Origin of the sequence: Sphingobium anseongense, from assembly GCF_037725245.1 — a bacterium.
In the GTDB taxonomy this organism is placed as follows: domain Bacteria; phylum Pseudomonadota; class Alphaproteobacteria; order Sphingomonadales; family Sphingomonadaceae; genus Sphingobium.
Map to the genome: position 1 here is coordinate 208,988 of NZ_JBBJUL010000001.1, position 26,748 is coordinate 235,735.

General features: G+C 63.7%; 22 protein-coding genes. 9 read left to right on the forward strand and 13 right to left on the reverse strand.

Annotated features, from left to right (window positions below; translation table 11 throughout):
* Nucleotides 1–81: 81 nt before the first annotated feature.
* The 5 genes from trpD to lexA all read left to right on the forward strand — a co-directional run bounded on the left by trpD (nt 82) and on the right by lexA (nt 4,259).
* Complete coding sequence (gene trpD / locus WG908_RS01005; RefSeq protein ID WP_340184684.1) at nt 82–1,071, forward strand: anthranilate phosphoribosyltransferase; 990 nt, start codon at nt 82–84, stop codon at nt 1,069–1,071.
* On the forward strand, nt 1,071–1,862 hold the full coding sequence (trpC, locus tag WG908_RS01010) for an indole-3-glycerol phosphate synthase TrpC (RefSeq protein WP_340184685.1): 792 nt from the start codon (nt 1,071–1,073) through the stop codon (nt 1,860–1,862). Before trpD ends, trpC begins: the two co-directional genes overlap by 1 nt.
* On the forward strand, nt 1,859–2,329 hold the full coding sequence (gene moaC / locus WG908_RS01015; RefSeq protein ID WP_340184686.1) for a cyclic pyranopterin monophosphate synthase MoaC: 471 nt from the start codon (nt 1,859–1,861) through the stop codon (nt 2,327–2,329). The genes trpC and moaC overlap by 4 nt, the downstream gene beginning before the upstream one ends.
* On the forward strand, nt 2,326–3,510 hold the full coding sequence (locus WG908_RS01020) for a molybdopterin molybdotransferase MoeA (RefSeq protein ID WP_340184687.1): 1,185 nt from the start codon (nt 2,326–2,328) through the stop codon (nt 3,508–3,510). The genes moaC and WG908_RS01020 overlap by 4 nt, the downstream gene beginning before the upstream one ends.
* Nucleotides 3,511–3,587: 77 nt before the next feature.
* The gene (gene lexA / locus WG908_RS01025) at nt 3,588–4,259 is read left to right on the forward strand and encodes a transcriptional repressor LexA (protein WP_340184688.1); all 672 of its coding nucleotides are present in this window, start codon (nt 3,588–3,590) and stop codon (nt 4,257–4,259) included.
* Here lexA and WG908_RS01030 read toward each other — a convergent pair.
* On the reverse strand, nt 4,220–6,376 hold the full coding sequence (locus tag WG908_RS01030) for a ComEC/Rec2 family competence protein (protein WP_340184689.1): 2,157 nt from the start codon (nt 6,374–6,376) through the stop codon (nt 4,220–4,222). The two genes, lexA and WG908_RS01030, sit on opposite strands and share 40 nt — an antisense overlap.
* Before the next feature lie 53 nt (nt 6,377–6,429).
* Between WG908_RS01030 and gltX the strand changes: the two genes are divergently transcribed.
* Both gltX and WG908_RS01040 read left to right on the forward strand, forming a co-directional pair.
* A complete protein-coding gene (gltX, locus tag WG908_RS01035) occupies nt 6,430–7,881 on the forward strand; it encodes a glutamate--tRNA ligase (protein ID WP_340184690.1) in 1,452 nt (483 codons plus the stop codon).
* A 20-nt stretch (nt 7,882–7,901) separates the two neighbouring features.
* On the forward strand, nt 7,902–9,188 hold the full coding sequence (locus WG908_RS01040; RefSeq protein ID WP_340184691.1) for a citrate synthase: 1,287 nt from the start codon (nt 7,902–7,904) through the stop codon (nt 9,186–9,188).
* A gap of 60 nt (nt 9,189–9,248) precedes the next feature.
* Here WG908_RS01040 and WG908_RS01045 read toward each other — a convergent pair whose 3' ends face one another.
* The 4 genes from WG908_RS01045 to WG908_RS01060 all read right to left on the reverse strand — a co-directional run bounded on the left by WG908_RS01045 (nt 9,249) and on the right by WG908_RS01060 (nt 13,347).
* Complete coding sequence (locus WG908_RS01045) at nt 9,249–10,628, reverse strand: sensor histidine kinase (RefSeq protein ID WP_340184692.1); 1,380 nt, start codon at nt 10,626–10,628, stop codon at nt 9,249–9,251.
* Nucleotides 10,625–11,728, reverse strand: coding sequence for a hypothetical protein (locus tag WG908_RS01050; RefSeq protein ID WP_340184693.1), 1,104 nt, complete (start codon nt 11,726–11,728; stop codon nt 10,625–10,627). Before WG908_RS01050 ends, WG908_RS01045 begins: the two co-directional genes overlap by 4 nt.
* Before the next feature lie 61 nt (nt 11,729–11,789).
* Nucleotides 11,790–12,959 carry a hypothetical protein gene (locus WG908_RS01055; RefSeq protein ID WP_340184694.1) on the reverse strand — a complete coding sequence of 390 codons (1,170 nt, stop codon included), beginning with the start codon at nt 12,957–12,959 and terminating at the stop codon, nt 11,790–11,792.
* Between the two features lie 85 nt (nt 12,960–13,044).
* Nucleotides 13,045–13,347: an Hpt domain-containing protein gene (locus tag WG908_RS01060; RefSeq protein ID WP_340184695.1), complete on the reverse strand. Its 303-nt coding sequence runs from the start codon at nt 13,345–13,347 to the stop codon at nt 13,045–13,047.
* An 81-nt stretch (nt 13,348–13,428) separates the two neighbouring features.
* Here WG908_RS01060 and WG908_RS01065 point away from each other — a divergent pair, with 81 nt between their 5' ends.
* Entirely contained in the window at nt 13,429–15,720 is a 2,292-nt protein-coding gene (locus WG908_RS01065) for a coiled-coil domain-containing protein (RefSeq protein ID WP_340184969.1), read from the forward strand.
* A 332-nt stretch (nt 15,721–16,052) separates the two neighbouring features.
* Here the strand turns inward: WG908_RS01065 and WG908_RS01070 are convergent, their stop codons facing one another.
* The 4 genes from WG908_RS01070 to WG908_RS01085 all read right to left on the reverse strand — a co-directional run bounded on the left by WG908_RS01070 (nt 16,053) and on the right by WG908_RS01085 (nt 21,874).
* Nucleotides 16,053–16,883, reverse strand: a complete 831-nt coding sequence (locus WG908_RS01070; protein WP_340184696.1) for a sulfite exporter TauE/SafE family protein — start codon at nt 16,881–16,883, stop codon at nt 16,053–16,055.
* Between the two features lie 308 nt (nt 16,884–17,191).
* The gene (gene ald / locus WG908_RS01075) at nt 17,192–18,307 is read right to left on the reverse strand and encodes an alanine dehydrogenase (RefSeq protein ID WP_340184697.1); all 1,116 of its coding nucleotides are present in this window, start codon (nt 18,305–18,307) and stop codon (nt 17,192–17,194) included.
* Nucleotides 18,308–18,624: 317 nt separating this feature from the next.
* Nucleotides 18,625–20,853, reverse strand: a complete 2,229-nt coding sequence (locus WG908_RS01080) for a TonB-dependent receptor (RefSeq protein ID WP_340184698.1) — start codon at nt 20,851–20,853, stop codon at nt 18,625–18,627.
* Between the two features lie 193 nt (nt 20,854–21,046).
* Complete coding sequence (locus WG908_RS01085; protein WP_340184699.1) at nt 21,047–21,874, reverse strand: class II aldolase/adducin family protein; 828 nt, start codon at nt 21,872–21,874, stop codon at nt 21,047–21,049.
* A gap of 377 nt (nt 21,875–22,251) precedes the next feature.
* Here WG908_RS01085 and WG908_RS01090 point away from each other — a divergent pair, with 377 nt between their 5' ends.
* Nucleotides 22,252–22,653 carry a type 2 periplasmic-binding domain-containing protein gene (locus tag WG908_RS01090; RefSeq protein ID WP_340184700.1) on the forward strand — a complete coding sequence of 134 codons (402 nt, stop codon included), beginning with the start codon at nt 22,252–22,254 and terminating at the stop codon, nt 22,651–22,653.
* On the opposite strand, the gene WG908_RS01095 is transcribed toward WG908_RS01090, so the two are convergent.
* The 4 genes from WG908_RS01095 to WG908_RS01110 form a co-directional block, all read right to left on the reverse strand.
* Nucleotides 22,644–23,552: an LLM class flavin-dependent oxidoreductase gene (locus WG908_RS01095; RefSeq protein WP_340184701.1), complete on the reverse strand. Its 909-nt coding sequence runs from the start codon at nt 23,550–23,552 to the stop codon at nt 22,644–22,646. The genes WG908_RS01090 and WG908_RS01095 overlap by 10 nt on opposite strands.
* A gap of 81 nt (nt 23,553–23,633) precedes the next feature.
* A complete protein-coding gene (locus WG908_RS01100) occupies nt 23,634–24,056 on the reverse strand; it encodes a c-type cytochrome (protein ID WP_340184702.1) in 423 nt (140 codons plus the stop codon).
* Nucleotides 24,057–24,062: 6 nt separating this feature from the next.
* Nucleotides 24,063–25,298 carry a molybdopterin-dependent oxidoreductase gene (locus tag WG908_RS01105; protein WP_340184703.1) on the reverse strand — a complete coding sequence of 412 codons (1,236 nt, stop codon included), beginning with the start codon at nt 25,296–25,298 and terminating at the stop codon, nt 24,063–24,065.
* A 14-nt stretch (nt 25,299–25,312) separates the two neighbouring features.
* The gene (locus tag WG908_RS01110) at nt 25,313–26,650 is read right to left on the reverse strand and encodes an NtaA/DmoA family FMN-dependent monooxygenase (protein ID WP_340184704.1); all 1,338 of its coding nucleotides are present in this window, start codon (nt 26,648–26,650) and stop codon (nt 25,313–25,315) included.
* Nucleotides 26,651–26,748 lie beyond the last annotated feature (98 nt).

A 26,748-nucleotide genomic window follows, 5' to 3' on the forward strand; every position in this document is an offset into this window, starting at 1 on the left:
GTCGCATCGAGCGTGAAAAGTGCGAAGTTAGCGGCTCGTCCGCCTCGACTCACCGCCCCGGTCGCGCTTATGGCATCGGCGATGACGCGCCTGCCCGACCCTGCCCTGCCGCTCGACGAAGACGCCGCGACCCGTGCCTTCGACCTGCTGTTCGACGCCGACCTGCCCGAAGCGGACATCGCCGCCTTCCTGGTGGCGATGAGCGAACGCGGCGAAACCGCGACCGAAATCGCCGCCGCCGCCCGCGCGATGCGCGCGCGCATGATCCCGGTCGCCGCGCCGCAAGGGGCCATCGACGTCTGCGGCACCGGCGGCGATGGCCACCACACGCTCAACGTCTCCACCGCCGTCAGCATCGTGGTCGCCGCCGCCGGCGTGCCCGTCGCCAAGCATGGCAACCGCGCCGCCTCGTCCAGGGCCGGCGCCGCCGATACATTGGAAGCGCTCGGCCTCGATCTCGCCCGCGCCGCCGACCGCGCCGAATCCTCGCTCGCCGACATCGGCATCTGCTTCCTGTTCGCGCAGAATCATCATCCCGCGCTCAAACGGCTCGGCCCCATCCGCAAGGCGATCGGCCGCCGCACCATCTTCAATCTGATGGGACCGCTCGCCAATCCCGCCGGCGTCCGCCGCCAGCTCGTCGGCATCGCCCGCCCCGCTTACGTCCCCATCTATGCCCAGGCGCTCGCCAGCCTCGGCGTCGATCACGCGATGATCGTATCTGGCGACGAAGGACTGGACGAATTGTCGCTCGCCGGCGGCAACGACGTGGCGGAAGTCACAGGCGACGGCCTCGTCGCCATGCGCCGCCTGACCGCCGCCGACGCCGGCCTGCCCAGCCACAGGGTCGACGCCATTCGCGGCGGCGACCCGGCCCACAACGCCGCCGCGCTCCGCGCGCTGCTGCGGGGCGAACCGGGCGCTTATCGCGACGCGGTGCTGTTCAATGCCGCCGCGGCCCTTGTCGTCGCCGGTGCGGCCACCGATCTGCGCATTGCCGCCGAAGATGCCGCCGAAACGATCGACAACGGCCTCGCCAACGCCCTGCTCAACTGCTGGATCGACTATTGATGGCAAACAAGCTTACCGAAATCTGCGACGTCAAGCGCGAACATGTGGCGCGCCGCAAGGCCGAAACCACGGTGGCGGCGCTCCACGCCCGCGCCGCCGAACAGACCGCGCCGCGCGGCTTTCGCAAGGCGCTCGACGCTGCCGCGCTTTCGGGCTTTGGCCTCATCGCCGAAATCAAGAAGGCCAGCCCCTCCAAGGGAATAATCCGCGCCGAATTCGATCCCCCCGCCCATGCCCAGGCCTATGCGGCGGCGGGCGCGTCCTGCCTGTCGGTGCTGACCGACGAACCCTATTTCATGGGGCATGACGATTATCTGATGGCCGCCCGCACCGCCTGCGCGCTGCCGGTGCTGCGCAAGGATTTCATCGTCGACCCCTGGCAGGTGCTCGAAAGCCGCGCGCTGGGCGCCGACGCGATCCTGATCATCGCCGCCGTGCTCGACGACGCGCAGATGGCGGAGGTCGAGGACGCCGCGCTGGCGCTGGGCATGGACGCGCTCGTCGAAGTGCATGACGAGGCTGAACTGGAGCGCGCGCTCAGGCTCCGCTCGCGGCTGATCGGCGTCAACAACCGCGACCTGCGCGACTTCAGCGTCGACTTCGCCCGCACCTATGACCTTGTTGGCAAGGCGCCGCAGGGCTGCACCTTCGTCGCCGAAAGCGGCCTCAACAGCGCCGCCGATCTTGCCGCCATGGCCGACCATGGCGTCCGCTGCTTCCTGGTCGGCGAAGCGCTGATGCGCCAGACCGATGTCGAGGCCGCGACCCGCGCGTTGCTGGCCGGCGCATGAACGGGCTGACCCATATCGACGAACAGGGCGCGGCCCATATGGTCGATGTTTCGGCCAAGGCCGTAACCGCGCGGCAAGCGACCGCCACCGGCCGCATCGCCATGAGCCGCAACGCGGCCAAGGCCATCGCCGATGGCCAGGTCAGGAAAGGCGATGTCCTGTCTGTGGCCCGCATCGCCGGTATCATGGCGGCCAAGCGCACCGCCGACCTGATCCCGCTTTGCCACCCCCTCGCGCTGTCGGCGGTCACGATCGAATTCGACATGGATCTCGACAGCGTCACCGTCACCGCCATCGCGCGCACCAGCGCCCAGACCGGCGTGGAAATGGAAGCAATGACGGCGGCGACCGTCGCCCTGCTCACCATCTACGATATGGCCAAGGCCGTGGACAAGGCGATGGTGATCGGCGGCGTCCGCCTGCTCTCCAAATCCGGCGGCAAGTCCGGGGACTGGCGCGCGCCATGAGCCTGATGCCGGTCGAACAGGCGCAGGCGCGCCTGTTGGCGCTCGCGCCCCGGCTGCCCCCGCAAACGCTCCCGATCGGGCAATGCGCGGGACGCTGGCTGGCGAACGACGTCGTCGCGCTGCGCGACCAGCCATGGGCCGACCTGTCCGCAATGGACGGCTATGCAATCCGCGCCGCGCAATGGCCTGGCCCCTGGCGCGTCATCGGCGAAAGCGCGGCGGGCACAGGCATCCCGCCGGAACTGGCCGCTGGCGACGCCTGCCGCATTTTCACCGGCGCGCCGCTTCCGAGAGGCGCCGACGCGATCATGATCCAGGAAGACGCCAGGCGCGATGGCGATCAGGTCGTCGGCACGCGGGACGCCCCTGTCCCCGGTCGGCACATACGGCGAGCAGGTTCGGACTTTGCCGCCGACACTGTCCTGCTCGCCCCAGGTTCCCGGCTCGACCCGGCCCAACTGGCGCTTGCCGCCCTGGCCGGCCAGGGCCAGCTCAGCGTCGGCCACCGTCCAAGCGTCGCGCTGATTTCGACCGGCAACGAACTGGTCCCTCCCGGCGTCCCCGTTCCGCCCGGTGGCCTGCCCTCCTCCAACGCGGTGATGTTGAGCGCGATGCTCGCGTCCCTGCCCTGCGACATCACCGATGTCGGCATCGTGCCCGACGACATGGATGCCATGACCGCAGCGTTCAATGCCGCCCGTCATGCGGATGTCATCGTTTCCACAGGCGGTGCATCGGTGGGTGATCATGACCTCGTCCGCCCAGCATTTCAGGCGGTGGGCGGAAGCCTCGATTTCTGGAAGGTAAAATTGCGACCGGGCAAGCCGCTGATCGCCGGAAGCCTCGATCGCAGCCTGTTCCTCGGCCTCCCCGGCAATCCGGTGTCGGCTTTCGTCACCGCCTGGCTCTTTCTGTTGCCGCTTGTGCGCCACATTGCCGGCGACGCATCGCCCTTCCCCCAGCCCGAACGGGCAACGCTCGCCGACTCCCTGCCCGGCGCCGGCGACCGCGACGAATATCTGCGCGCTTTCCGCAAGAATGACCGCATCGTCGCCGTGACATCGCAGGACAGCGCGGCGACGCGAGCGCTCGCCGACGCGGACTGTCTGATCCTGCGCGCGGCAGGATCGCCGCCGGCAAAGCCGGGCGATGAAGTGCCCATATTTCCGCTGGCATGGTAGGCGGCTTAACGCGCTTGACGCAGCTCGCTCTGTTTCCTATGTGTTCCCTATCCGTTCCATAGGACAGGGATTAGGCGATGTTGACGCCCAAGCAGCAGGAATTGCTCCGTTTCATTCAGGTCAGGCTGGAGCAGGGCGGCGTGTCACCTTCTTTCGAGGAAATGAAGGAAGCGCTCGATCTCAAATCGAAGTCGGGGATACACCGCCTTATCAGCGCCCTGGAAGAACGCGGCTTCATCAGGCGCCTTCCCAATCGCGCGCGCGCGCTTGAAGTCGTCAAGCTGCCTGATGCGATGGGCAGGGCGGCCAAGCCGGTCACGCCCGTGCGCGCCGCCCCGACACCGCCGCAACTGGTTGCCGCCAATGACGTCATCGAAATTCCGCTCCATGGCCGCATTGCCGCCGGGGTGCCGATCGAGGCGCTTGAGGGCCGCAACATGCTTTCGGTGCCTGCCGCCTTGCTGGGCGCGGGCGATCATTATGCGCTGGAAGTAGCTGGCGATTCGATGGTCGAAGCAGGCATTCTCGATGGCGATTTCGCATTGATCCAGCGAACCGAAGTCGCGCGCGAAGGTCAGATCGTGGTTGCTTTGATCGATGACGCCGAAGCCACGCTCAAATATTTCCGACGCGAAGGCAGCCGGGTTCGGCTGGACCCGGCCAACAGCGCCTATCAGCCGCAATATTATGATCCACGCCAGGTCCGCATTCAGGGCAAGCTGGCAGGGCTGATCCGCCGATATAATTGACGCGCCGGTGCGCGCGCGACCCAGGGATGCGCGTCGCCCGGCGAACGCACCATGCGCACCGAGCCGCGCGACAGGTTAATCGCGATCCCGCCCGTTCGCGCCAGCGTCCCCCGGTCCAGTTTCAGCCATCGTGGTCGGCAGGCGCGCGGCAAGCGCCGGTCGCTGACGACGATGTCGGCCTGGGCGCAATCGCGCGCCAATATCGCAGGCGGGACATACATGGCGCTCCGTGTCGCCAGCACGCGCCACGATCGTCCGCTCCGCGCCATAGCCACGGCGCACAGGTCGGCGCTGCACCGCGCTTGGCGAAGTGCGGCGATCACGCCCAGTTCGCCGTCCTGCCCCGCACTTTCAGCCAGCGTGTCTCGGATATAGTCGCCTGCGCCAGCACGCAGCATTGCCATGGTTCCGTCAGCGGTTCGCACTGCAACATGCCGCCCGTCACCGGTCACGACGATGTCGGGCGCCGGCGTCAGGATGATGACCAACGTGCCGATTGCGACCGGAGCCAGCCCCAGCCACCGCACGGGGCCACGCCAAAGAAGGCTCCACAGGCCGCCCAGGGCGATAGTCGCGAACAAGCCCACGCCAAAGGCAGGCGCCAGCATGACCGCCAGCGGGCTGGCCGCCACGCCGTGGGCGATCAGCAGCAGGAGCGCCAGCGCCTGCTGCGCCACCCACCAGGCGGGTGCGCCAAGACCGAAAAGATCAAGCAGCAATGCCAGCGCTTCGGCCGGCATCACGACAAAGGTCGTCAGCGGGATGGCGACCAGATTGGCGATAGCGCCAAGCAGACCCGCCTGATGAAAATGAAACAGCGCGATCGGCATCAGCACCAGTTCGATGACAATCCCGGTAAGCAGCAACGCCAATATCATGCGGCTCGCCTTGCGCCCCGGCCCCTCGTCGCGGGCCACCGTCAGCGCGCGAAAGCCGGGATGTTCGCCCAGGGCGACCAGCGCGATCACGGCCGCGAAGCTCATCTGGAAGCTTGGCCCCACCAGCGCATCGGGCCAGAATGTCAGCACGATCAACGCGCCGGTGGCCACCAGCCGCAAGGTGATGGCGTCGCGTCCCATCGCCAGCCCGCCCAGCACCAGCAGCGACGCGATGCAGGACCGGATGGTCGGCACCTCCGCTCCGGTCAACAGGGTATAGCCGATACCCGCAGCCGCACCGGCGGCGGCGGCCATCAGCATCAATGGCCAATGCAGTGCCGCATGGCGACTGAGCGCGAGCAAGCGCAGGCACAGGAAAATGACGGCCCCGATAAGCGCGGTGACGTGCAAGCCACTGATCGACAGCAGGTGCGCCAGGCCGCTGCGCCGCATCGCTTCCACATCCTCTTGCGCGATCGCACCCTGATCGCCGGATGCCAGCGCGGCCGCGATGCCCGCCGCCGGCCCCTCGACCCGCGACTGGACATGGGCGGACAACCGCATACGCAGCGTCCTGCCGTCTCCCGGCGCAGGGCGCAGCATCTCGACCGGCGGCAAAGCTCGGCCGGTAGCGCCGATCCCTTGAAAATAGGCACGGCGCGCGAAATCATACCCCCCCGGAACCGCGGGCGGCGCCGGCGGCATCAGGCGCACGCGCAACCGGACATGCGCGCCCGCGCCCAGGCCCGCCGGTTGCCGCTCACGCGCCAGATTGACTCGTATCATGTCGGGCAGGTCCGGCCTGCTTTCCGGCCGCACCAGCAGGCGGACCATGGCCTGGGCGGGCATATCGGTCATTGCCACTACCTCTCCCGTCACTTGCGTGAAGGTCGCGCGGGCGAGCGGGGGCGATCCCACAAGGTGCGCCTTGCCCCACACCAGCAGGCAACCGATACAAGCCAGCATTCCGCCGGCCAGCATCATCTGACGCAGGCGGGCCTGGACCGGCAGCACCAGCGAAAGGCAGGAAACGGCCAGCGCGACACAGCAGAATGCTAGCCAACCGCTTCGATCCGGCAAGGCGAACCAGGCCGCGATCCCCGATCCCAGCGCCACCGGCACCCACAGCGCGATCTGTTCGCGCTGCCGTTCCAGCCATGCTTCGATCCATGCGGCCGTCGATCGTGCCCTGTCCCTCGCACCTGCGAAAAGGGACGTTTGTCGTAGCTCAAAAGCCATGCTAGGGGGCGTCGCGTCCATATACCAGCCAGCGAATGTCGAGGAATATCTGAGTGAGCGCAACCGGGGATAAAAAGAAGGTGGTGACCCGTTTCGCACCCTCTCCCACAGGATTCCTGCATATCGGCGGCGCGCGCACCGCTCTCTTCAACTGGCTCTATGCGCGCCACCATGGCGGCACCTTCCTGCTGCGGATCGAGGATACCGACCAGACCCGCTCGACCGACGCGGCCGTGGCCGCTATTTTTGATGGCCTCGACTGGCTGGGCCTTGGCGGCGATGAGGAGCCTGTGTTCCAGTTCGCGCGCGCCGCGCGCCACGCCGAAGTGGCCCGCACCCTTCTTGGCGCTGGCCACGCCTATAGATGCTACGCCTCGCCCGAGGAGCTGGCCGAACTGCGCGAGCAGCAGCGCGCCGCGAAACAGCCCATGCGCTATGACGGCCGCTGGCGCGATCGCCCGGCCGCCGATGCGCCGGCGGACGCTCCCTATGTGATCCGCCTCAAGGCCCCGCGCGAGGGCGAAACAGTCATCGACGACATGGTGCAAGGGCGCGTCGTGGTTCAAAATGCCGAACTGGACGACATGATCCTGTTGCGATCGGACGGGACCCCCACCTACATGCTGGCGGTCGTGGTGGATGACCATGACATGGGTGTTACGCATGTCATCCGTGGCGACGACCATCTCAATAACGCCTTTCGCCAGCTCGGCATCATCAAGGCGATGGGCCAGATCGAGGGCGGATGGGACGAACCCGTTTACGCCCATATTCCGCTCATTCACGGATCGGACGGCGCAAAGCTGTCGAAGCGCCATGGGGCGCTGGGGGTCGATGCCTATCGCGACGAAATGGGTATGCTGCCCGAGGCGGTGCTCAACTATCTGCTGCGCCTGGGCTGGGGCCATGGCGATGAAGAACTGATCCCCCTCGCCCGCGCCATCGAACTGTTCGACCTGAGCGGCGTCGGCCGCTCCCCTTCGCGGTTCGATCTCAAGAAGCTGGAAAATCTGAACGGCCATTATCTGCGTGAAGCGGACGACGCCCGGCTGGCGGCGCTGGTTGCGCCCCGTGTCGCGGCGCTTCTGGGGCACGACTTGCCCGATAGCGGTTTGCCTTTGCTGACAGCCGCCATGGCCTCGCTCAAGCCGCGCGCCAGGACGCTTAACGAAATTGCCGAAGGCGCGCTGTTTCTGTTCAAAAATTGCCCGCTCGATTTTGACGACAAGGCATCGGCTCTGCTAGACGACTCGGCGCGCGTGCTGGTGGAAAAAACGTCTGACGCTCTTGGCTCCGTCCAGACATGGACGATCGAAGCGATCGAAGAGACGTTACGCCGCGTGGCGGAGGATGCCGGACTTGGTCTGGGCAAGGTTGCACAGCCTCTGCGCGCGGCGCTGACGGGGCGCACGACCTCGCCGGGCATATTTGACGTCCTTTTCCTTCTCGGCAAGGACGAAAGCATATTACGGCTGACCGATGTGGGGCACCCATCGGTCGGGTGACGGCAACAAAGGAGAACATGATGTCGGAAAACAAGGCCAGTCTGACCCTGGGGGGGAAAACCAACGATTACGCCATTATGGATGGCACGGTAGGTCCCCAGGTGATCGACGTGCGCAAGCTATACGCCAATACGGGCATGTTCACCTATGATCCGGGTTTCACCTCGACGGCCAGTTGCGAATCCGGGCTGACCTATATCGACGGCGATGAAGGCGTGCTGCTGCATCGCGGCTATCCGATCGGCCAGCTTGCCGAACAGTCGAGCTTCATGGAAGTCTGCTATCTGCTGCTGAACGGCGAGTTGCCGTCGAAGGCGGAACTGGACGACTTCAGCTACACCATCACGCGGCATACCATGGTGAACGAACAGCTCACCACCTTCTATCGCGGCTTCCGGCGTGACGCGCATCCAATGGCGATCATGTGTGGCGTGGTCGGCGCGCTGTCGTCCTTCTATCATGATTCGACCGACATCAATGATCCCGAACAGCGCAAGATCGCCAGTCATCGGCTGATCGCCAAGATGCCCACCATTGCGGCGATGGCGTATAAATATTCGGTGGGCCAGCCCTTCCTCTACCCCCGCAATGACCTGAGCTACACCGGCAACTTCCTGCGGATGACGTTTGGCGTTCCGGCGGAAGAATATGTCGTCGATCCGGTGATCGAAGATGCGATGGACAAGATTTTCATCCTGCACGCCGATCATGAGCAGAATGCGTCGACGTCGACCGTTCGCCTCGCCGGGTCCTCAGGCGCCAATCCCTTCGCCTGCATCGCCGCGGGCATTGCCTGCCTGTGGGGCCCCGCCCATGGCGGCGCGAACGAAGCCGCGCTCAACATGCTGCGCGAAATCGGCACCGTCGACCGGATCCCCGAATATATCGCCCGTGCCAAGAACAAGGACGATCCGTTCCGCCTGATGGGCTTTGGCCATCGCGTGTACAAAAATTACGATCCGCGCGCGACCGTGATGCAGAAGACCGCGGAAGATGTTCTCAAGACGATGGGCGTGACCGACCCGGTGTTCGACGTCGCGCGCGAACTGGAAAAGATTGCGCTGAACGATCCCTACTTCGTCGAGAAGAAGCTGTTCCCGAACGTCGATTTCTATTCGGGCGTCATCCTGTCGGCGATCGGCTTCCCCACCGAAATGTTCACGGTGCTGTTCGCGCTTGCCCGCACGGTTGGCTGGGTCGCGCAGTGGAACGAGATGATCTCCGACCCAGCGCAGAAGATCGGTCGCCCGCGCCAGCTCTATACCGGGCCGACGCAGCGCGACTATGTTCCGGTGGACGCGCGCTGAACCGCACGCTTATCGCCTCTTCGATACGACGGCGCTCCCGACCGGAGCGCCGTTTTCGTTTCAGGCAGGGGTCGGCAGGAAGAGCGTGAAGCGCGCGCCTTGATCGGGTGCGCTATCGACGACAATGTCGCCGCCCATTGCCCGCGCAAGCCGACGGGAAATATAGAGGCCAAGCCCGCTACCCCCCGCCTCCTCGCGCCCAAGTCGCTCGAACTTGTCGAAAATCTTTTCCTGCGCGTCGGCCGCGATGCCCGACCCTTGGTCGGCGACCGAAACCCGAGCGAGCGCGCCGTCCCGCCCGACCGTCACCCAGACCTGCGATCCCTCCGGCGAATACCGCACCGCATTGCCGATCAGATTGACGAGTATCTGTAGCACCCGGCGAAATTCGCCCATTGCCGACAGCGTCTCATCCAGCCCCGGCGGGTCGATACGAATGGCTCGATCCAGTGCCTTGACGCCAAGGAGCCCTGCCGCCCTTCGCGCGAGATCCGCAAGATCGACCTCTTCCACTTCCACAGCGAAATCGGGCCGGTCGATCGCCTGCAGATCCGCCAGATCGTCGATCAGCGCCATCAGATGGCGGCCTGCAGCTGCGATATCATCGGCATATCCGGCATAATCGGGACGCAGCGGCCCGTCCCTTTGTGCGCTGATCGTATCGGCATTGGCGATGATGCGGCTGAGCGGCCGACGCAGCGACCGGTCAAGGCGGCGTCCGAATTCAACGGAATAGCCTGTCGCAAGCGCGGCGGAGTGAACAGCCTCGCCAGCGGCATCGATCAACGCCGCCGCCTTGCCGCGATAGCCCATCAGCCGGCCAGCAGCGTCGAACAATGGATAGCCCGACAGCATGACCGACCGCGTCCGATCATGCGCAAGGACCGCCTGCTGACCGCGAAAGGCGCGCCTCTGGGCGAATGCGCGCAGAATCGCCATGTCTCCGCTATCGTCCGGCGCCAGGATGAAATAGCGCGTAAAGGCGCTGCCGATGGCAGGCGCGGGGTCAGGCATCATGTCCTCGTCCGCCTCGCCATGCGCCACCAGCATGAAGGTCATCTGCGTATCGACCTGCCAGGTCCAGCCAGGTCCCAACGCCGCGAAATCGGCTTCCCGAGCCGCCGGATCGCCGGCAGGCGTCAACGCGGGGCGCTCTTGCCAGTCGATAATCGACAGCTGGACGCCCGACGCCTCCGGCTTGGCGCGAACCCACATCTCGACATCATGATCGCGACCTGCCGCGATCACCGGACGCGACACGGTGATCTCCAGCCGTCCCGCCAGCCGGGCAATAGCGGCCAGCGCCGGCACCGCCAGCACCTGTCCCAACGCGCCGCCGGCCTCCTCCTGCAATTGCAGGATAGGGGGGTCGGCGGCGACCAGCGTGCCGTCGATCGCAACCGATGCACGCAATATGTTGGAATGCGCGCGCATGTTCACCCGGCGGAGGCCCCGGCGGCAGAGGTGCGGTCGATCAGGGCGAGACCCGCGCGCAACGCTTTTGGGGCACGCAATGTCGCCACGATCGCGTCGGCCTGGGCGCCGGGCATGGCGTCGAACCGTTCGGCCTCGGCAAGGATCACGGCATCGGACAGGCCGGCACGAGCCGGTTGCAATGTCAACAGCAACAGCCGGTAGTCCGAAGCCGATCCACCCAATAGGTGGCAGATCGCGGCGACTTCGACCAGTGGACCGTCCAGCAAAATGCCGAGCAGCCCGGACGTATCGAGCCGCACGCGCCGCGCGGCGAGTGCCGCAAAAAACAGCATCTGCCTCTGCGCCAGCGCGGCCGCCAACAGCGCGGGCGCATCCGCTCGCTGCCCCAGCAGTCGCACGAGCCGGTCGGCGATGGCGATCGCACCATTGCTCTCATCCTGTTGAGACATCAGCATACGGGCACCCGTCTCCACCGCAGCCAGGGCGCGCTCCTGAACGACCATGCCGGTTCGGGCCAGCGCGGCGCAAAACGGTGCCGCGGCGGTCCAGATCAGGTCGACAAATTGTTCGGCCGGCAGGTCGGGCCGCATCGGCGCCCCTTCGGCTCCCGGCGTCGTCCATCGCCCCTCGGCCAGCGTCAACGCAACCGCGCACTCGCTGATTGCTGGATCGGAGGCTGTGGTCAGGTCCAGAGAGTCGGCGGCGAGATCCTCTTCGTCCGCCGCATGACCCTGCTGCCTCAGCATCAGGCTGACGCCCGCGCGCAGACGCATGTGGGACAGCAGGCTGCTGCTAAGCAACGCCGGGTGCGCCTGAATCGCGGGCCAGACTATCGCATCGGGCAACGCCGTCAGTATCGGCGCGACCGACGGCGCCGCAACGAGCGCCTGGCGAAGCGCGATTTCGGTCGCTGCCAGGCATCCGGCCAGATGGCGCCGCGTTTCGAACAGCATGATGTCGGACAGCGCGGGCGCATGTCCAGGAAAGAAACGAGCCAGATCGAGAGCATGACGGAGCGGCGCCGTCGAGACCCCGGCCATGATCGACGCGACCGGCCAGTCATCGGTATCCGCCATCGCGGTGAAGGACAAGGGGGCACTCATGACGGCCAACATAGCCGCACGTCCTTAATATGCACTAAACCCAGACGGCGCGATTGGCCGCTTATTCTGGCAGCCTTCTCAGGATGATGGCGCCTGCCGATCCGATCGCGCACAGCATAGCAAGGGTCAGGCCCTGGCCGATGGAACCCAGCAAGACAGCCCCCAACATCAGTATGACGGCGCTGGCTGGCGTAAAAATCATCCAGGGCCGGGTGCCCGTCACTCGCCTCCATCGGTCAGCGACCATGATCAGCCCCAGCAGCAGGACCAGGTAGAAGGCAGGCAGCGCATCGCCTACAAGCCCGATGCCGACCAGAGCCAGAGCGGGTGCGACGAGCGCGACCCAGCCATCGGACCGCGCCCGCAAAGCCAGCTCGTCCAGCCGGTCGGCAACGAGGCCCAGCAGCAATGCCACGACCATCAACAGCAGGCCAACGCCCGGCCAGCCCAGTTCGATCGGCACCAGCCCGATCGCGGCGGCGACCATGGCGGCGACCCGGATTTGCATCGCGGGCACCTGCGTCCGCATCAAAACCGGTGCCAAAAGTCCCGCGAGCGGATCGAGCAGATAATATTCCGCGCCGCCAGTGCGTGTCCCTGCGCGCGGTTGGCGCGCCACGACCCCCTGCCCCACCAGATCGGCATGCTGCTGTCCGTCGATCAGGGCGACCCTGCCTTCGAGCAGGTCATCCTGCGGTGCGGTGATCCGACGTGCATTCGCCTGGACCGCCGCGCGCACGAGGGTGAGTTCGAGGTCCCATTCACCGATCATGTCGAGCGTGCCGAACAACAGGTCAGGCGTGACGCGGGCAAGACCGCCCCAGCGCTGTCCCGCATCGATCCGCTCGAACGGCGCACTCGCCCGGCTGTCGTCCGAAACCAGCAGCGCATTGCCGTCGATCTGGCCCAAAGCGTCCAGATAGGACTGCGCCGCCAGAACCCCGTCGCCGATCAACAGCATGTCACGGTCGCGGGGCGCATCTCGCACCAGGGTTATCATGTCCCGGATCAGGCTCACCTTGATCCCATCGGCGCTCAGTCGGTCAACCGCCTGCGACAGGCCGGGCGTCACCGAAGAGACACGGATCAATATCTCGCTGGCTCCAGCCAGGCTCGCCTGCCGGGCCTGATATTCGACTAGCGTCTGGCCGGCGAAATGCAGATTGCCCCGTAGCGTCCCCGTCGAATCGCTGGAAGACCGGCTGGCGCTGATAATGGCCCCGAATGACATGGATGACGCTGACCCGCTTCTTGTGTGGGCCGTCTTTTCGCAAGGGATACGCCTTCACGCAAGCGGCGGCTGGGCCTGCGTGCAATCAGTTCTGATCAAGCCCGGCCAGCGCGGCCTTCAACCGGCGCAGCACGCGCGGGTCGCCCGGCGCCGCGCTCGCGGCTTCGTCGGCCATCGCCATCAACCCCGTCATGCCGAAACTGGCGGCCAACCCTTTGAGGCGCCACGCCGCCAACTCCCAGTTCGCATCGCAACGCGCCCGCCCCAGCAGGTCGATCTGCCGAGCGGCGCTTTCGATGAACGCTATCCGCAGATCGCTTATCAGCGCGGCGTCGTCTCCGACAGCGGCCGACAGCGCGGCGTTCAGGGCTCCGGGATCATAGGACATGGACTCAGCTTGCCGCACATCTGTTAACGATCCGTAACTTGCCGGTTTGCGCGGCGTGAAAACATGATAGTGTACGCGGCTATGAGCGGGGGCAGCACAATCGTAGAGTTTTGGCGCGAAGAGCAAGCGGAGGCTGTGCCGTCGTCGCCTTCGGAAGAGATATTGCTTTTGAATCAAGCTGTTCTGGACGTCGAGGAAGATGTTCCCGGCACCTCCGGCAATTTCGTCAGGCGAGCGCGGATCGGGCTGGTTGCCGGAGCAGTCGCGTGGCTCGGTTTTTGCGCTTGGGTCTTCGTGGCGGCTTCTCCCATGCCGGCGGCGACCGCGCTTCCGGGCATGGTGGCCACCATCATGGTGCCACTGATCATGCTGGGCGTGGCGTATCTGCTGCTGGTCCGCAACAGCCGGGCCGAATCGGGCCGCTACCTGGACACCGCGCGCGCGCTACGGACCGAAGGCGACTTGCTCGAACTGCGCCTCGGCAGGGTAGCGGATCAGCTGGAAACGGCTCGCCAGGCATTGCAGGATCAGGCCGCCCTGCTCGACAATTACGGTGCGGCGGCCAGCTCCAACATGGAAGCGTCGGCCGATCTCATCTCTGGCCGCGCCCGCGACACCGCGGAACAGGCGAAGGTCGCGGAGCTGGCCGCCGCGGGCCTTGTGCAACGGATGGACGCGTTGATGAGCGCCATGCCCGATCTGGAGGAGCGTGCCGCGCGCATGGCGGCGCAGCTGATGGATAATGGCCACGCCCTGTCCGAACGTATCGACACGCTCGAAGCGCGACTGCACGCGCTGACGGAATTGTCCGACGATGCGCGCGCGCGCACGCTTGGCGCGACCAAGAGCCTTGCGGCGCAAATGACCCAGATGCAGGAGGCCACGCGCGCGACGTCCGACGAAGTATCGGGCCTCGCCGACCTGGCGGCCGACCGCATGGATGCGGCAATTCGCGGCGCGAAGGCTGCGCTGGCGCTGACCAGCGGGGGGCTGACCGAACAATCCGGCATGCTCGACGCGCTGATCGACCGCTCCAGCACCAATCTGGTCTCGATCGGCTCGGCGGCGGTCGAGGGCATGACCGAACAGATGAGCGAGATCGAAAATCGCCTTCTTCACCTGAACGGCCTGATCGAGGGGCAGCAGGCGCTGGTCGCCAACCTGGACGACAGCCTTACGAACAATGTCGCGACCGCCGAAGAGCGGTTCGAAGCGTTCGAGCGCACAGCATTTGGCCGCAGCGAGCGGCTGGCGGACGCGCTTGGCCGGCTGACCGCCGAAACCCAGCGGATCGATGGCGCCCTCGCCGCCGGTGGCATCACGGCCGAAAAGCTGATCAGCTGTGCCGAAGGGTTGCTGGTCGCGCTCGATTCGAGCGTCCGCGAGCTGGACGAGACCTATCCCGCCGCGCTGGAGCGGTTCGAAGGGCGGATCGGCGCGACCCGCGGCTTGATCGACAGCACCACGCCGGAGTTCGAGCGTCTGGAAGCTATCTCTCAAGCGCTCGTCGGTCGCGCCGAGGAGGCGGAGGCGCTGGTCCGTGGTCAGGGCGAACGGCTCGAACATTGGCTCGCCGATACCCAGCGGGGCCTGTCCGCCGCGCATGAAAAGGTGGACGATCTGCGCACCGCGCTCGACAACGCACATCATAGCACCACCCGGATCACCGAGGGCGCCGGACCGCTGCTGATCACGGCATTGCTGCGCGTCAAGGATACCGCAGACCAGGCGGCCGAGCGTGCGCGGCAGGCGCTTGGCCGTGCCATTCCGGAAGCCGCGCAGGCGCTGTCGGATGCGAGCGAGGACGCATTGCAGCGCGCCATCGGTGATAAGGTGGCGGCGCAGATCGCGCATGTCGCCGAAATCGCTGAAGAGGCGGTCAGGGCCGCGCATCAGGCGTCGGAACGGTTGATGCAGCAATTGCATGCCATAGCCGAAACCAGCGCGAGCATCGAACAGCGGATCGAACAAGGCGAACGCGCCGCCGAAACGCGCGAACTGGACAATTTCGCCCGACGTTCCGCGCTGCTGATCGAATCGCTTAACAGCACAGCGATCGACGTCGCCAAGCTGATGTCCAACGACGTCACCGATTCGGCCTGGGCCGCCTATCTGAAGGGCGATCGCGGCGTCTTCACGCGCCGCGCGGTCAAGCTGCTAGATGCCGGCGAATCACGCGAAATCGCGCTCCATTATGATGACGACCCCGAATTCCGCGAACATGTGAATCGCTATATCCATGATTTCGAATCCATGTTGCGGATCATCCTGGCCGCCCGCGACGGGAATGCGTTGGGCGTCGCGGTCCTATCGTCGGACATGGGCAAGCTCTATGTCGCGCTGGCGCAGGCCATCGAGCGGCTGCGGCAATAGGCCGATTCTGACTCCGGCGGCGGATGACGGGCTGCGCCGGCACAGGCGACAGCCCTCCCCCTGCATGGCATGACGATGCGCCACATATCGGCGCAACGTCCCCGACGATTGCGGCCAGTGCGTACCTCTGTACCGTTGCCATGACCAGCCCGCGCCCCAAGCAAAGGCGCCGTTTCCCTGAGGATTTCCGTTCGAGTGGAGCGCGCGCAAATCCGCTTGCGGCCCGCGGGCGCGATGGCCGGCCCGCCGTCGCTCGCAACGATCACCACCTGCAAACGCGCCGCACCGCCGACCGCGTCAAGAGCGATCGGGGGTGCGGCGTATATGCCTGATTACATATGGATAGCGTTGCGGAACATCAGATAGGAAATGATCACCAGATAGACGCCGAATATTTTCTTGAGCGGCGCTGCCGGCATGGCGTGGGCCGCTGCCACGCCCAGCGGAGCAGTCAGCACCGACATCGACGTGATGGCGATCGTTGCCGGCACATTGACGAATCCGAGCGACCCCCAGGGCAGGCCGGTTTCCTTCAGCCCGATCAACGCAAAACCAATGGCGGTGGGAATGGCGATCAGCGTGCCGACGCCCGACGCCGTGGCGATAGCCCGGTGGATCGACCGGCCGCACAGCGTCATCACCATGATGGCGATCACTCCGCCACCAATGCCCAGCAGCGAGGAAAATGTGCCAAGGCCGCCGGCGATGCCGACCCGGACCATGCCGGATGGCATCGTGTCGCTGATCACCTTGTTGCCGACCTTTGGAAGCAGGAAGTTGAGCGACATGAGCGCCAGGCCGGCACCGAAAATCATCGTCAATACCTTGCCATCGACATGACCGGCCAGCATGACGCCGATGCCATCACCCAGTATCAGCCAGGGCGCCCATTGCTTGAGCACTTCAAATTCCACCGCGCCGCGCTTGGCATGGGAAAGAAGCGACCGGATCGAAGTGACGATGATGGTCGCGGCCGACGTACCGATCGCGACATGGGCGATGGCTTCATGCGAACCGCCGAGTAGCGGCAGGACAACAAACAGCGCCGGCACGACGACAAAGCCGCCGCCGATGCCAAACATGCCGGCCGCAAACCCCGCCAGCAACCCCGCGGCAAGCATGGCGACCAATGGCACGAGCCAGGTCATGACGTCGCCCACCATCACCCAACTCCCTCGATTGTCTTTTGGTACATACACGTTGACGCCGTCGCCACGATGCATCGGGCTTCGAAATAGATTCGTAAAGTCATGTGGGGCCCATGCCTTCCTTCGGTGGAACCTGTATATGCGTGGAGGCGATGAAGAAGCACCACCTGCCGATCTAAACGAACGGGCACGACGAACCCGCAAGCAGATGGTCGTTCTTGAAACGTCCAGGCACAGGGTCATCGCGCAAAAAGGTCATCGGCCGATGACCGACGCCAGCCAACCCGCGCGCTCGGTCGCACGCGGCCAACCTAGGTTCGGGCTTAGCCGATCGCGTCCTGGGCGGGGCGGAAAGGCAGGCCAAGCGCCTGTGCCACCGCCGCATAGGTCACCTGCCCTTCCCAGATGTTAAGCCCGGCGAGCAGATGCGGATCGCGGCGCATTGCGTCCTTCCAGCCCAGATCAGCGATACGAAGCGTATGGGGCAGCGTAACGTTGTTGAGCGCATAAGTGCTCGTGCGCGCCACTGCCCCCGGCATATTGGCGACGCAATAATGGACGATGCCATCGACGACATAGGTCGGCTCGTCATGAGTGGTCGCATGGCTGGTTTCGAAGCATCCGCCCTGGTCGATCGCGACATCCACCAACACCGCGCCCTTCTTCATCGTGCCCAGCATGGCGGCGGTCACCAGCTTGGGCGCAGCGGCGCCGGGGATCAGCACCGCGCCGATCACCAGGTCCGCGTCGGCCACGCATTCGGCAAGGTTGGCGCGATTGGAAAAGCGCGTCTTGGCCCGCGCTTCGAAATGGGTGCCGAGCCGTTCGAGAACTTGCGGATCGCGATCAAGGATGGTGACATCTGCGCCCAGCCCAGCCGCCATCTGCGCCGCATTGAAACCAACGACCCCACCGCCGATCACCGCGACCTTTGCCGGCAAAACGCCCGGCACCCCGCCCAGCAGCACGCCGCGTCCGCCATGCGCCTTTTCAAGCGCGGTCGCGCCGGCCTGGATCGACATGCGACCAGCCACCTGACTCATCGGCTTGAGCAGCGGCAGGCCGCCGTTCACATCGGTCACCGTTTCATAGGCGATGCAGGTTGCGCCGCTGGCGATCAGGTCGCGGGCCTGTTCGGGATCGGGGGCAAGGTGGAGGTAGGTGTAGAGGATCTGGCCGGGGCGCAGCATTGCGCGCTCCTGCGGTTGCGGCTCCTTGACCTTCACGATCATGTCGGCGCTGGCGAAGATTTCCTCGGCACCAGAAACGATTTGCGCGCCGGCCTTCTCATACAGCGCGTCATGGGCGCCGATGCCTTCGCCCGCGCCCGTTTCCACCAATATGCTATGCCCGTGCGCCGTCAGTTCATGAACGCTCTCGGGCGTCAGACCGACGCGATATTCATGATTCTTGATTTCGCGTACCGTGCCGACGATCATCCTGCCATCTCCTGTGAACAGCGGTCCCATGATCCAGCGCGGAGCCGGCGGTGAAGGTTCCACAAGCGGGCGCGGGGGAGCATCGACAGGCTAACAGGCTGACAGGTCGCGCGCGAGCGGCGATAGGCCGATCATGACCCGGCCATCCTGCTGCCAGGTCATTTATAGACAAGCTGTGCCGATACTCGCCTCACAAGGCATGAGCATCGGCGAGCGACAGCGGCGGAATTCATAGCGGCTGCCGTCGAAAATTTCGAACAATGACAGCAGCGCACCCATGCCGCCGTAACGGCATGGATGCGGGAGCGACAGGGATGTCAGAAATTATAGCTCGCTTCAAGGCCATAGGTCCGCGGAGGATTCCAGACCACCGTATATTGCGCCGTCAACCCGCTATAATAGGCAGAGGCCTTGTAATTGACGTTACGGATATTCTTCATGAAAGCGCGCAATACGAACGTTTCACTATCGGGCGTGAAGCTGACATAGGCATTCTGGATATTATAGGCGCGCTGGCTCAGGACCGACGTATTGAATTCGTTGAAGCGCACCTTGCCGCTCCAATAGGATTCTCCCCGAAGCGACAATTCACCGCCGCCCAGATCAGCGGTATATTGAGCGCCGACACTGAAGCTGTAGGGTGGCGCGCGATTGAGCCAGTTTCCGGCCACCTGCTCTACCCGCTCCGAAGCAGGACGCGTATCGCTGGCGGTGCAGGCGAATTGACCGGCCGGCAGCACGATCGTCTGGTTGCAGTTCTCAAAGTCCTTATATTTGGCGCTCTGCACCATGGCGGAGGCATCGAGCTTGAACTGCGGGGTGATGACCGCGTCCAGATTGGCCTCGATCCCCTTGATGCGCGAATCCGCGGCGTTGACCACCGAAAAACCGCCGATCGTGCCCAGGGTCTTTTGGACCTGCAAATTGCCATAATTATACCAGTAGCCGGCAATGTTCAGGCGCACGCGGTTGTCGGCGAACGTGGTCTTGAGCCCGACCTCGCCGCCTTCGATGGATTCCGGTTCATAGGCATTGCCGCACGTGCCCGCAGCGACACCGCCGGCCTTGAACCCCTTTTGATAGTTTGCATAGGCCATGATCCTGTCGGTCACGTCGAACTGGATTCCGGCCTTGGGCGTCCAGGCCGTGAACTTCTGGTCCGTCACCCCCGGATTGGCAGCGTTCGGGCAAGAGTTCCGGATAAATTGGACGGTGTACTTCTTATCGATATTGTAGCGTATGCCGCCGATGATCCGTAGCGAATCCGTTACGCTGAACGTCTGGTCGGTAAAGAAGGCGATGGACTTCGCCTTCAGCCGGTTGGTTGCAAAATAGGTGCTCGTGGGCGTCGACGTGGGACTGAACAGGGCACTGATCACCTCGGTGTCGGCATATGCACTGTCATTGAAATAATATATGCCGAATATAGATTTCAATCTTCCATCTATACTATCAAGGTTTAGATTGAATTCCTGCGTATATGTATCGGATTTTACATTTTGCAGAATTGTTTGAGCATTGAATCCGCTGCCATCATAATCGATAGGCATTGCATTGTCGTATTTGTTATAAGCGGAAATCGACTTGAACTGCACATCGTCGCTGATATCCCAGACCAGCGTCGCGGTCGCAGAATATTCCTTTGTATTATTTTCGCTGGGATAATCCGCATATACTTTCTGCGGCCGGTAGGTCTGCGGGTCGAGGCGCGGCTGGCGGGCCGGATTGAGCGAAGGAGCAAGCACGCCCGGATTGAACGATCCGCGGGTATTGCCATAGGAGCCCTCGAGCGTGAGTTGCACGGTGTCGCTGGGCTGGAAATCCAAAAGGCCGCGAATGCCGGTGAACTTGTTCTCGCCGAACCGCTTCTTGGCGGCGCCGGGCTGCAAATTCTTTACAAAGCCCTTGTCGCGATGATCCAGCATGCCCGAAATGCGGAAGCCCACAGTGTCGCTGATCGGGCCGGATATATGGCCCTGAATGGCATAGCTGTCGTAATTGCCGACGCGGCCGGTGACTTGTGCCTCCATCTGATCCGTCGCGCCGCGCAGGATATAGTTGATGACGCCACCCGTCGCGTTGCGGCCATATAATGTGCCCTGAGGCCCTGAAAGCACCTCGATCCTCTCCAGGTCCATTAGCACGAGATTCAGGCTGCGGGCGCGTGCCTGATAGACGCCATTGACGTGAATTGCGACGGACGGGTCCTCAAAGCCGCTGGTCAAGTTCGTGCTGACACCGCGCAGCGTGACCGTGTTGCTGCCATAGGTATAGCCCACCTGTAGCGAAGGAACCCGCGTGATCAGGTCGCCCAACCCACGAATCTGCCTCTCCTGCAACGCCTCCTGCGAAAAAGCGGCGATGGTTGCGGGAACGTCCTGGATGCTTTCCGACCGCTTCTGGGCGGTGACGACGATATCTTCCACGCCCCTGGACGCTTCACTCGCCGGCGACTGGGCAAATGCGCTTCCCGCGCAAGCGCCGACGGTCATGGCGACACATATCGAAACGAGCGACGAAGAGCGCAATATGCTTGCCTTTATCATGGATTTCCCCTTGAATGATTATCGTTGAGCATCGACTTATTATTATGTCTGTGCATTGACTCGATAGCGCAGCGATCACGCGATCACCCGTGAGAATTTCTCAAGAGCCAATTGCTTTGGCTCACGATATCGCTTCCGCTTCGGCCGCCGCACATCATGCCGAGGGGACGCCGAGCGCGCTTTCACCCTGCCCCTATCGCGCGAAACCGGGATCGATCCGGTGTGCCTTGCGAAGCAGGGCAGGCCAGGCGAGCGAGTCCGCCATGGCGCTCAAAACCACTGACGCCTCTTTCGCCAGCGATTCTGCGGCCCCCCGTGGCGCATGACACAGATTAGGGTGTCCGGCCGACAAGGCATGGACCTGCGCCTCGCAGGCCCGTTCCAGGAAATAGGCCCGCAAGAATGCCTGGCCGACTGTGGCGCCGCACGCCAGCGTACCGTGATTGCGCAACAGCATCGCGCTCCTGCTGCCAAGGTCGGCGACAATCCGTTCGCGCTCGTCCAGTTGCACGCCGCCCTCATAGTCATGATAGGCGATATCGCTGCAAACGGACATTGCGGTCTGGGTCAGCGGCAACAGTCCGTGCGCCTGCGCCGATACCGCCTGGCCATAGGGCGTATGAAGATGGATGACCGCCTGGGCATCATGCCGCGCCATATGGATCGCCGAATGAACGGCGAATGCCGCCGGGCTGGTGGCAAAGGGCGTGGGTTCGACCGGCAATCCGTTGACATCCACCTTGACCAGGCTGGATGCGGTGACTTCCTCGAACATCAGGTTGAAGGGATTGAGCAGGAAATGATTTTCCGGCCCCGGCACGCGCGCCGACAGATGGGTGAAAATAATGTCGTCCCACCCGAAATGCGCCACCAGTCGATAGGCGGCGGCCAGGTCGACCCGGATATTCCATTCGGCTTCGTCGATGCTGCCCTTGAGCGAAGGAACATCGATGTTTGTCAGCGGCGCGCGCTCGGCAATCGCCACATATTCTGTCCCCGGCTTCTCCAACACTTTCACCATGGCGCTTCTCCTGGAATGATGCTTTCTGATTGTTACGCGTTACCCTACAGATTGACCGAACGCATGAAAACGAGATGCGTCCCTCCAAATCTATAGCTGAACTTTCGCCATGACCCGCCGCTCAGCAAGGGCCGCTGACCGATCCGCCGGCCGGTCGAGGCCGAGATGCTCGCGCAGCGTCACGCCTTCATAGTCTGTCCGAAAACGACCGCGGCGGCGCAGTTCGGGAAGCACCATATCGGCAAAGTCCGAAAGCTCGCTGGGCAGTGGGGATGGCAGGAGGTTGAACCCGTCCGCACCGCAAAGGCGGCGAGCTTCACGCACACGCCAACCAATTCAGCATCCAGCCCATCGCCGCCATTCCGATAAACTTTCTGGTGCGCAACGGGCACCCGCTATTACAGCGGGACATCACGCCAGACCTTCTGTCCAAATATCCCACCGCCGCCGGATCGCTGATACGCGAATTCCTGGGTGTCCCGTTCATCGAACAGTTCGGGTTACAGGAACCGACGATCGAACTGGACGACTATCAAATCCTGTTCCGGTTCGTTAAGGACACCGACTATATACTGATGGGCAGTCGCATGCTGGCGCAAATGGCGGCGACGTTCGACATGGTCGCCCTGCCGATCGATTTCGTTCATCAGATGGAATGGGCGATCATTTCGTCGGCAAAGGTCGAAGTATCGGCATCCGCGCAGCACGTCCGTGGGTTGATCGCGAATATCATTTCATCGCATTTGGCGGACGAGGGCGTCGCGCAAAATCAGTTGTAGAGCGCGAACACCGATTCATAATGAGCGTTGGCGCTCGCCTCTCGCAATACGGGGCTGATGACAGGCATGATCCCCATGGCGAAATAGGCTTCAATACCCTCCCGCACCGTCGCCGGCGTACCGAACAAGGTTATGTTTCTGAGCCATTCTTCACTCACAAGCGCAGGAATCCGGTCCCGCTCACCCTTCGACAGAGCCGCCTCGATGGCATCCATTTCCTCGACATAGCCGACTGCACGCCAGTAATTGCGATAGTTGGCGAGTCCAAGGTAGAAGGCCTGGCTGTGACGCATGACGTCAAATGCGACCTGCGGATCGTCGTCGATCACGACCGGAATCGAGTTGCCGACGAAAAATCCCTGCTCGCGGCGCTCGGCGGGAACGCGCGCGACCTGATGGGCGAGATAGCGTCTGCACGCCCTGGACATGAACACGCCATCGGCAATTTCCACGGCAAGGTCGAACATGCGGTTTCTCAGCGCGGCCATGACGATGGGGGCTTGCGGCCCCGTCCATTCCACCGCCGCGCGCATCTGGGCGACATAGGCCCGGCAATCTTCGAGCGGTTGCCCCGGCTGGACATGATAGATCCGATTGGACAGGTCATGACTGACCCCTATGCCCAGCCGGAAGCGCCCTTCGCTCAGTTCATGCAGATGCGCCCCCGTTTCCGCCAGCGAAACCGCAACGCGATGATAGATGGGCTGCACCGCGGCCATGACCGTGACCGATCGGGTGGCTTCCAGCATCGACTGGGACATCGCCACGCAATCGCATGAGCTGGGCGTGGAGATCAGCGGGAAGCCTCTGCGCTCTATCTCTTTTGCAAGTTCTATCATCTGCCGGCGATTGCCGATGACGGGCGAACCGCCGGTGCCGAACCCTGGCATATCCGTCATCACGATCTCCTGGGAAAGTCGCTCTTTAGCCCATGTGGTCCATCAGGTCGGGAACGCATCCAAGCCGTGCGGCTTGCTCCCTCAACCCGCGGCATTTGCGGACGCTCGCGCTTTTGCCGCACTCAGATAATCGACGATCTTCGGAATGTCGTCGTCACCGATCGGAGCGCGATAGACATCGCGCATCTTGATGACGATCGCCTTCCACTGCTCCCTCGACAGCGCCGGCTGAGTCAGGACCATGCTCGCCGAATGGCAGGCCGTGCAACGGGCGTTGACGATCGCTGCCTGGGGTCCGTCGGGAAATGGCCGATCCTCGATTGGGAGATCGACCGAGATCGAGGTCAGCGTGAAGCCGTCGGCCGAAACGCTGCGCATCGCGGGCGCCGTAGCAGCGGTGGGCGACGGCCGCTTCCGATGCGCCGGTGGAGCTAGGATCGTGAGTGTCGCCGCCGTCGCCGCAAGGATTCCCACGGCAAATGTGGCGAAGGAAAGTTTCTTCACTTTCGTTCACCCGACCGTGATGGTGGTGGTTTCGATATTACCCCGCAGGTAACCACCGGGATTCCAGATCGGCCTTATCGGTTGCGCCTCCCCGGCCGTGTTCCAGCAGCGGGACATGAGCGCAACCTTGCCGCGAGCGCGCAACGGCACGCGCGCATCCCACCGGCGAAAGCTGTATTTGCCATGATCCGGGCCGAGGTCGGCAGCGTACCAGCTATGGCCGCCATCCGCCGACACGCTGACCCGCGCCACGCCGCAATCGCCACCCATCGCGATGCCCCCGACCGGAATGACCGGATCGAAACGGATCGCCTGCCCCTCTTCCAGGCTGGTCACCCAGCTTCGCGGAATCATCCGGTTGATCGGCATGGTCGGGAAATCCTTGCTCCCCGGCACGACATTGGCGCCTGGCGCTGTGGGTATCCTGTACGCTTTCGCCATCCAGAAATCATCGTCGGCCTGCGGCAGGACTTCGATACTGTCGAGCGCCTTGATCCAATAGGTCGAAAACCATCCGGGCACGACCAGCCGGCATGGAAAGCCATTGAGCAGGGGCAATTGCTCACCGTTCATGCCAAAGGCGATCATGACCTCGCCATCGCGCGCATGGTCGATGTCCAGAGCCTTGCGAAAGCTGGGCGCGCCCGCGACGACAGCCTTGTCACGACCGCCAAAACGCACTTGGACAGCGCCCGCCTTGACGCCTGCCAGATCGAGCACATGCCTGAGCGGGACGCCCAGCCATTTCGCATTGCCCATCGCGCCATGGCCCCATTGTGCGCCCGGAACGCGCGGCTGGAACAGCCCGCGCGAGTTGCCCGAACATTGATTGACCGCTGCCAGTTCCATCCGTGGCAACTTCAAAAGCTGCTCCAGACCGATGGACAGCGCGCGATCGACATGACCGGTGATGCGAAGTCGATAGCTGTCCACGTCGATGGCGGCAGGAATGTCGCCCCAATGCCACCGAACGAAAAACTGTTCGTTGGGCGTGAACACGTCGCCGTTGAATACGCTCATCGGCGTTTCCAGCAGCGGCGGGTGCATCCGTTGCAGGATCATCGATCCTTTTCCGGGAAAGGCGGTTGTCATCGGCCGGGCGCCATTGCCGCCGGGCAGACGCAGGTCGACCATCGCTTGCGCCAGCAGGGGGGCAGTGGCGACTCCGGCCGCGCTCACCGCCGCTCCGGCGAGCAGTCCCCGCCTCGTCATGCCGCCGCTCGCCGGATCGAAACTGCCCATCCTTGCCTGCTCGCTCAGGATCGCGCTGGAAAGGGCGGCCGTTGCAGCCCCAGATGCTCGCGCAACGTGGCGCCTTCATATTCGGTGCGAAACAGCCCTCGGCGTTGCAGTTCGGGCACGACACGCGCGCCAAAGTCGCGCATGCCGCTCGCCAGCGGGAAGAACATCATGTACCCGTCCACAACGCCGCCGGTAAACCATTCCTCCATCAGGTCGGCAACCTGGGTCGCGGTGCCGTGGATGGTGCTGGCGGACCGGCTCTGACAAAATTGCCGGTACAGTTCACGGACAGTCATCGGCCGCTCGCTGAGCCATTCACGCAGCACCGCATCGCCCGATTTGCTGGAATTCACTTCCTTGGGAAGATGGTCGAGCGTGACATAGTCATCGACGTCCATGCCCATGACGTCGGTTTCCAGATCGATGGAAACCATATGCTTTATGGCCTCGGGATGGAGCATGTCTTGCAACGTCTCATAAGCGTCGACGGCTTCCTGGACACTGTCCTTGACGATTACGTTCAGCCCATTGAGCACGCGCATTTCATCGGGTTGCCGGCCATATTTCGCCATGCGTCCCTTCATGTCATCGTAAAATTCGCGGGACTTTTCAAATGTGCCGTTGATCGAAAAGATAACCTCGCCGAACCGCGCGCCGAAATCGCGGCCATCGCCCGAGGACCCGGCCTGCACCAGGACCGGGCGCCCCTGCGGGGTGCGCGCAAGGTTCAGCGGGCCACGCACATCATAATATTCGCCCTTGTGGTTCTGGATATGCATTTTTGCCGGATCGAGATAATAGCCGGTCTCGATATCGCGACAGAAAGCGTCGTCTTCATAGCTGTCCCATAGACCCAGCACGACTTCGGTGAATTCGCGCCCGCGCTTATAGCGTTCGGCATGAGGAATGCCCTCTGTATGCCCGAAGTTGAAGGCCGCGAGCGGGTGCCGCCCGGTAACGATGTTCCATCCCGCCCGACCATCGCTGATATGATCCAGCGACGCCACCATGCGGGCCATATTATAGGGTTCGTAATAGGTCGTGCACCCCGTGGCGACCAGACCGATACGCGACGTCACCTGCGACAACGCCGCCAGTTGCGTGAACGGTTCCAGCATGTTGGCATAGGTGCTGTTGCGGGCGACCGCATCGATCGGGCCGGGCCGGATTGCTGGCGAGTCATATTGGAAGATGAAGTCGAGCTTGGCTGCCTCGGCCTCCTTAGCCATCTGCGCGAAATGTCGGATGTCGATTACCGGGTCGCGTCGGTCGACCATCGTCTGCCATCCCGCCGCATGCGTGCCGGCCGCCTCCATCAGCCAGCCAATCGACATTTTCTTCGATCTCGTCATGGCGTCTGTCCTTTCGACTGGCCCGGTATAACGCATATCACCCGGGGCGGCTCATTTAATGACTATAATTAATGCCATCCATTATCCTTGCGCGCAAG

Coding starts and splice junctions, on each gene's coding strand:
- WG908_RS01050 (WP_340184693.1), bottom strand. CDS start 11,728: ATGAGTGCCCCCTTGTCCTTCACCGCGATGGCGGATACCGATGACTGG.
- lexA (WP_340184688.1), top strand. CDS start 3,588: ATGTTGACGCCCAAGCAGCAGGAATTGCTCCGTTTCATTCAGGTCAGG.
- trpD (WP_340184684.1), top strand. CDS start 82: ATGACGCGCCTGCCCGACCCTGCCCTGCCGCTCGACGAAGACGCCGCG.
- ald (WP_340184697.1), bottom strand. CDS start 18,307: ATGATCGTCGGCACGGTACGCGAAATCAAGAATCATGAATATCGCGTC.
- WG908_RS01020 (WP_340184687.1), top strand. CDS start 2,326: ATGAGCCTGATGCCGGTCGAACAGGCGCAGGCGCGCCTGTTGGCGCTC.
- WG908_RS01110 (WP_340184704.1), bottom strand. CDS start 26,650: ATGACGAGATCGAAGAAAATGTCGATTGGCTGGCTGATGGAGGCGGCC.
- WG908_RS01060 (WP_340184695.1), bottom strand. CDS start 13,347: ATGTCCTATGATCCCGGAGCCCTGAACGCCGCGCTGTCGGCCGCTGTC.
- WG908_RS01095 (WP_340184701.1), bottom strand. CDS start 23,552: ATGACGGATATGCCAGGGTTCGGCACCGGCGGTTCGCCCGTCATCGGC.
- WG908_RS01030 (WP_340184689.1), bottom strand. CDS start 6,376: ATGGCTTTTGAGCTACGACAAACGTCCCTTTTCGCAGGTGCGAGGGAC.
- WG908_RS01040 (WP_340184691.1), top strand. CDS start 7,902: ATGTCGGAAAACAAGGCCAGTCTGACCCTGGGGGGGAAAACCAACGAT.
- trpC (WP_340184685.1), top strand. CDS start 1,071: ATGGCAAACAAGCTTACCGAAATCTGCGACGTCAAGCGCGAACATGTG.
- WG908_RS01105 (WP_340184703.1), bottom strand. CDS start 25,298: ATGGGCAGTTTCGATCCGGCGAGCGGCGGCATGACGAGGCGGGGACTG.
- WG908_RS01065 (WP_340184969.1), top strand. CDS start 13,429: ATGAGCGGGGGCAGCACAATCGTAGAGTTTTGGCGCGAAGAGCAAGCG.
- WG908_RS01055 (WP_340184694.1), bottom strand. CDS start 12,959: ATGTCATTCGGGGCCATTATCAGCGCCAGCCGGTCTTCCAGCGATTCG.
- moaC (WP_340184686.1), top strand. CDS start 1,859: ATGAACGGGCTGACCCATATCGACGAACAGGGCGCGGCCCATATGGTC.
- WG908_RS01070 (WP_340184696.1), bottom strand. CDS start 16,883: ATGGTGGGCGACGTCATGACCTGGCTCGTGCCATTGGTCGCCATGCTT.
- WG908_RS01080 (WP_340184698.1), bottom strand. CDS start 20,853: ATGATAAAGGCAAGCATATTGCGCTCTTCGTCGCTCGTTTCGATATGT.
- WG908_RS01085 (WP_340184699.1), bottom strand. CDS start 21,874: ATGGTGAAAGTGTTGGAGAAGCCGGGGACAGAATATGTGGCGATTGCC.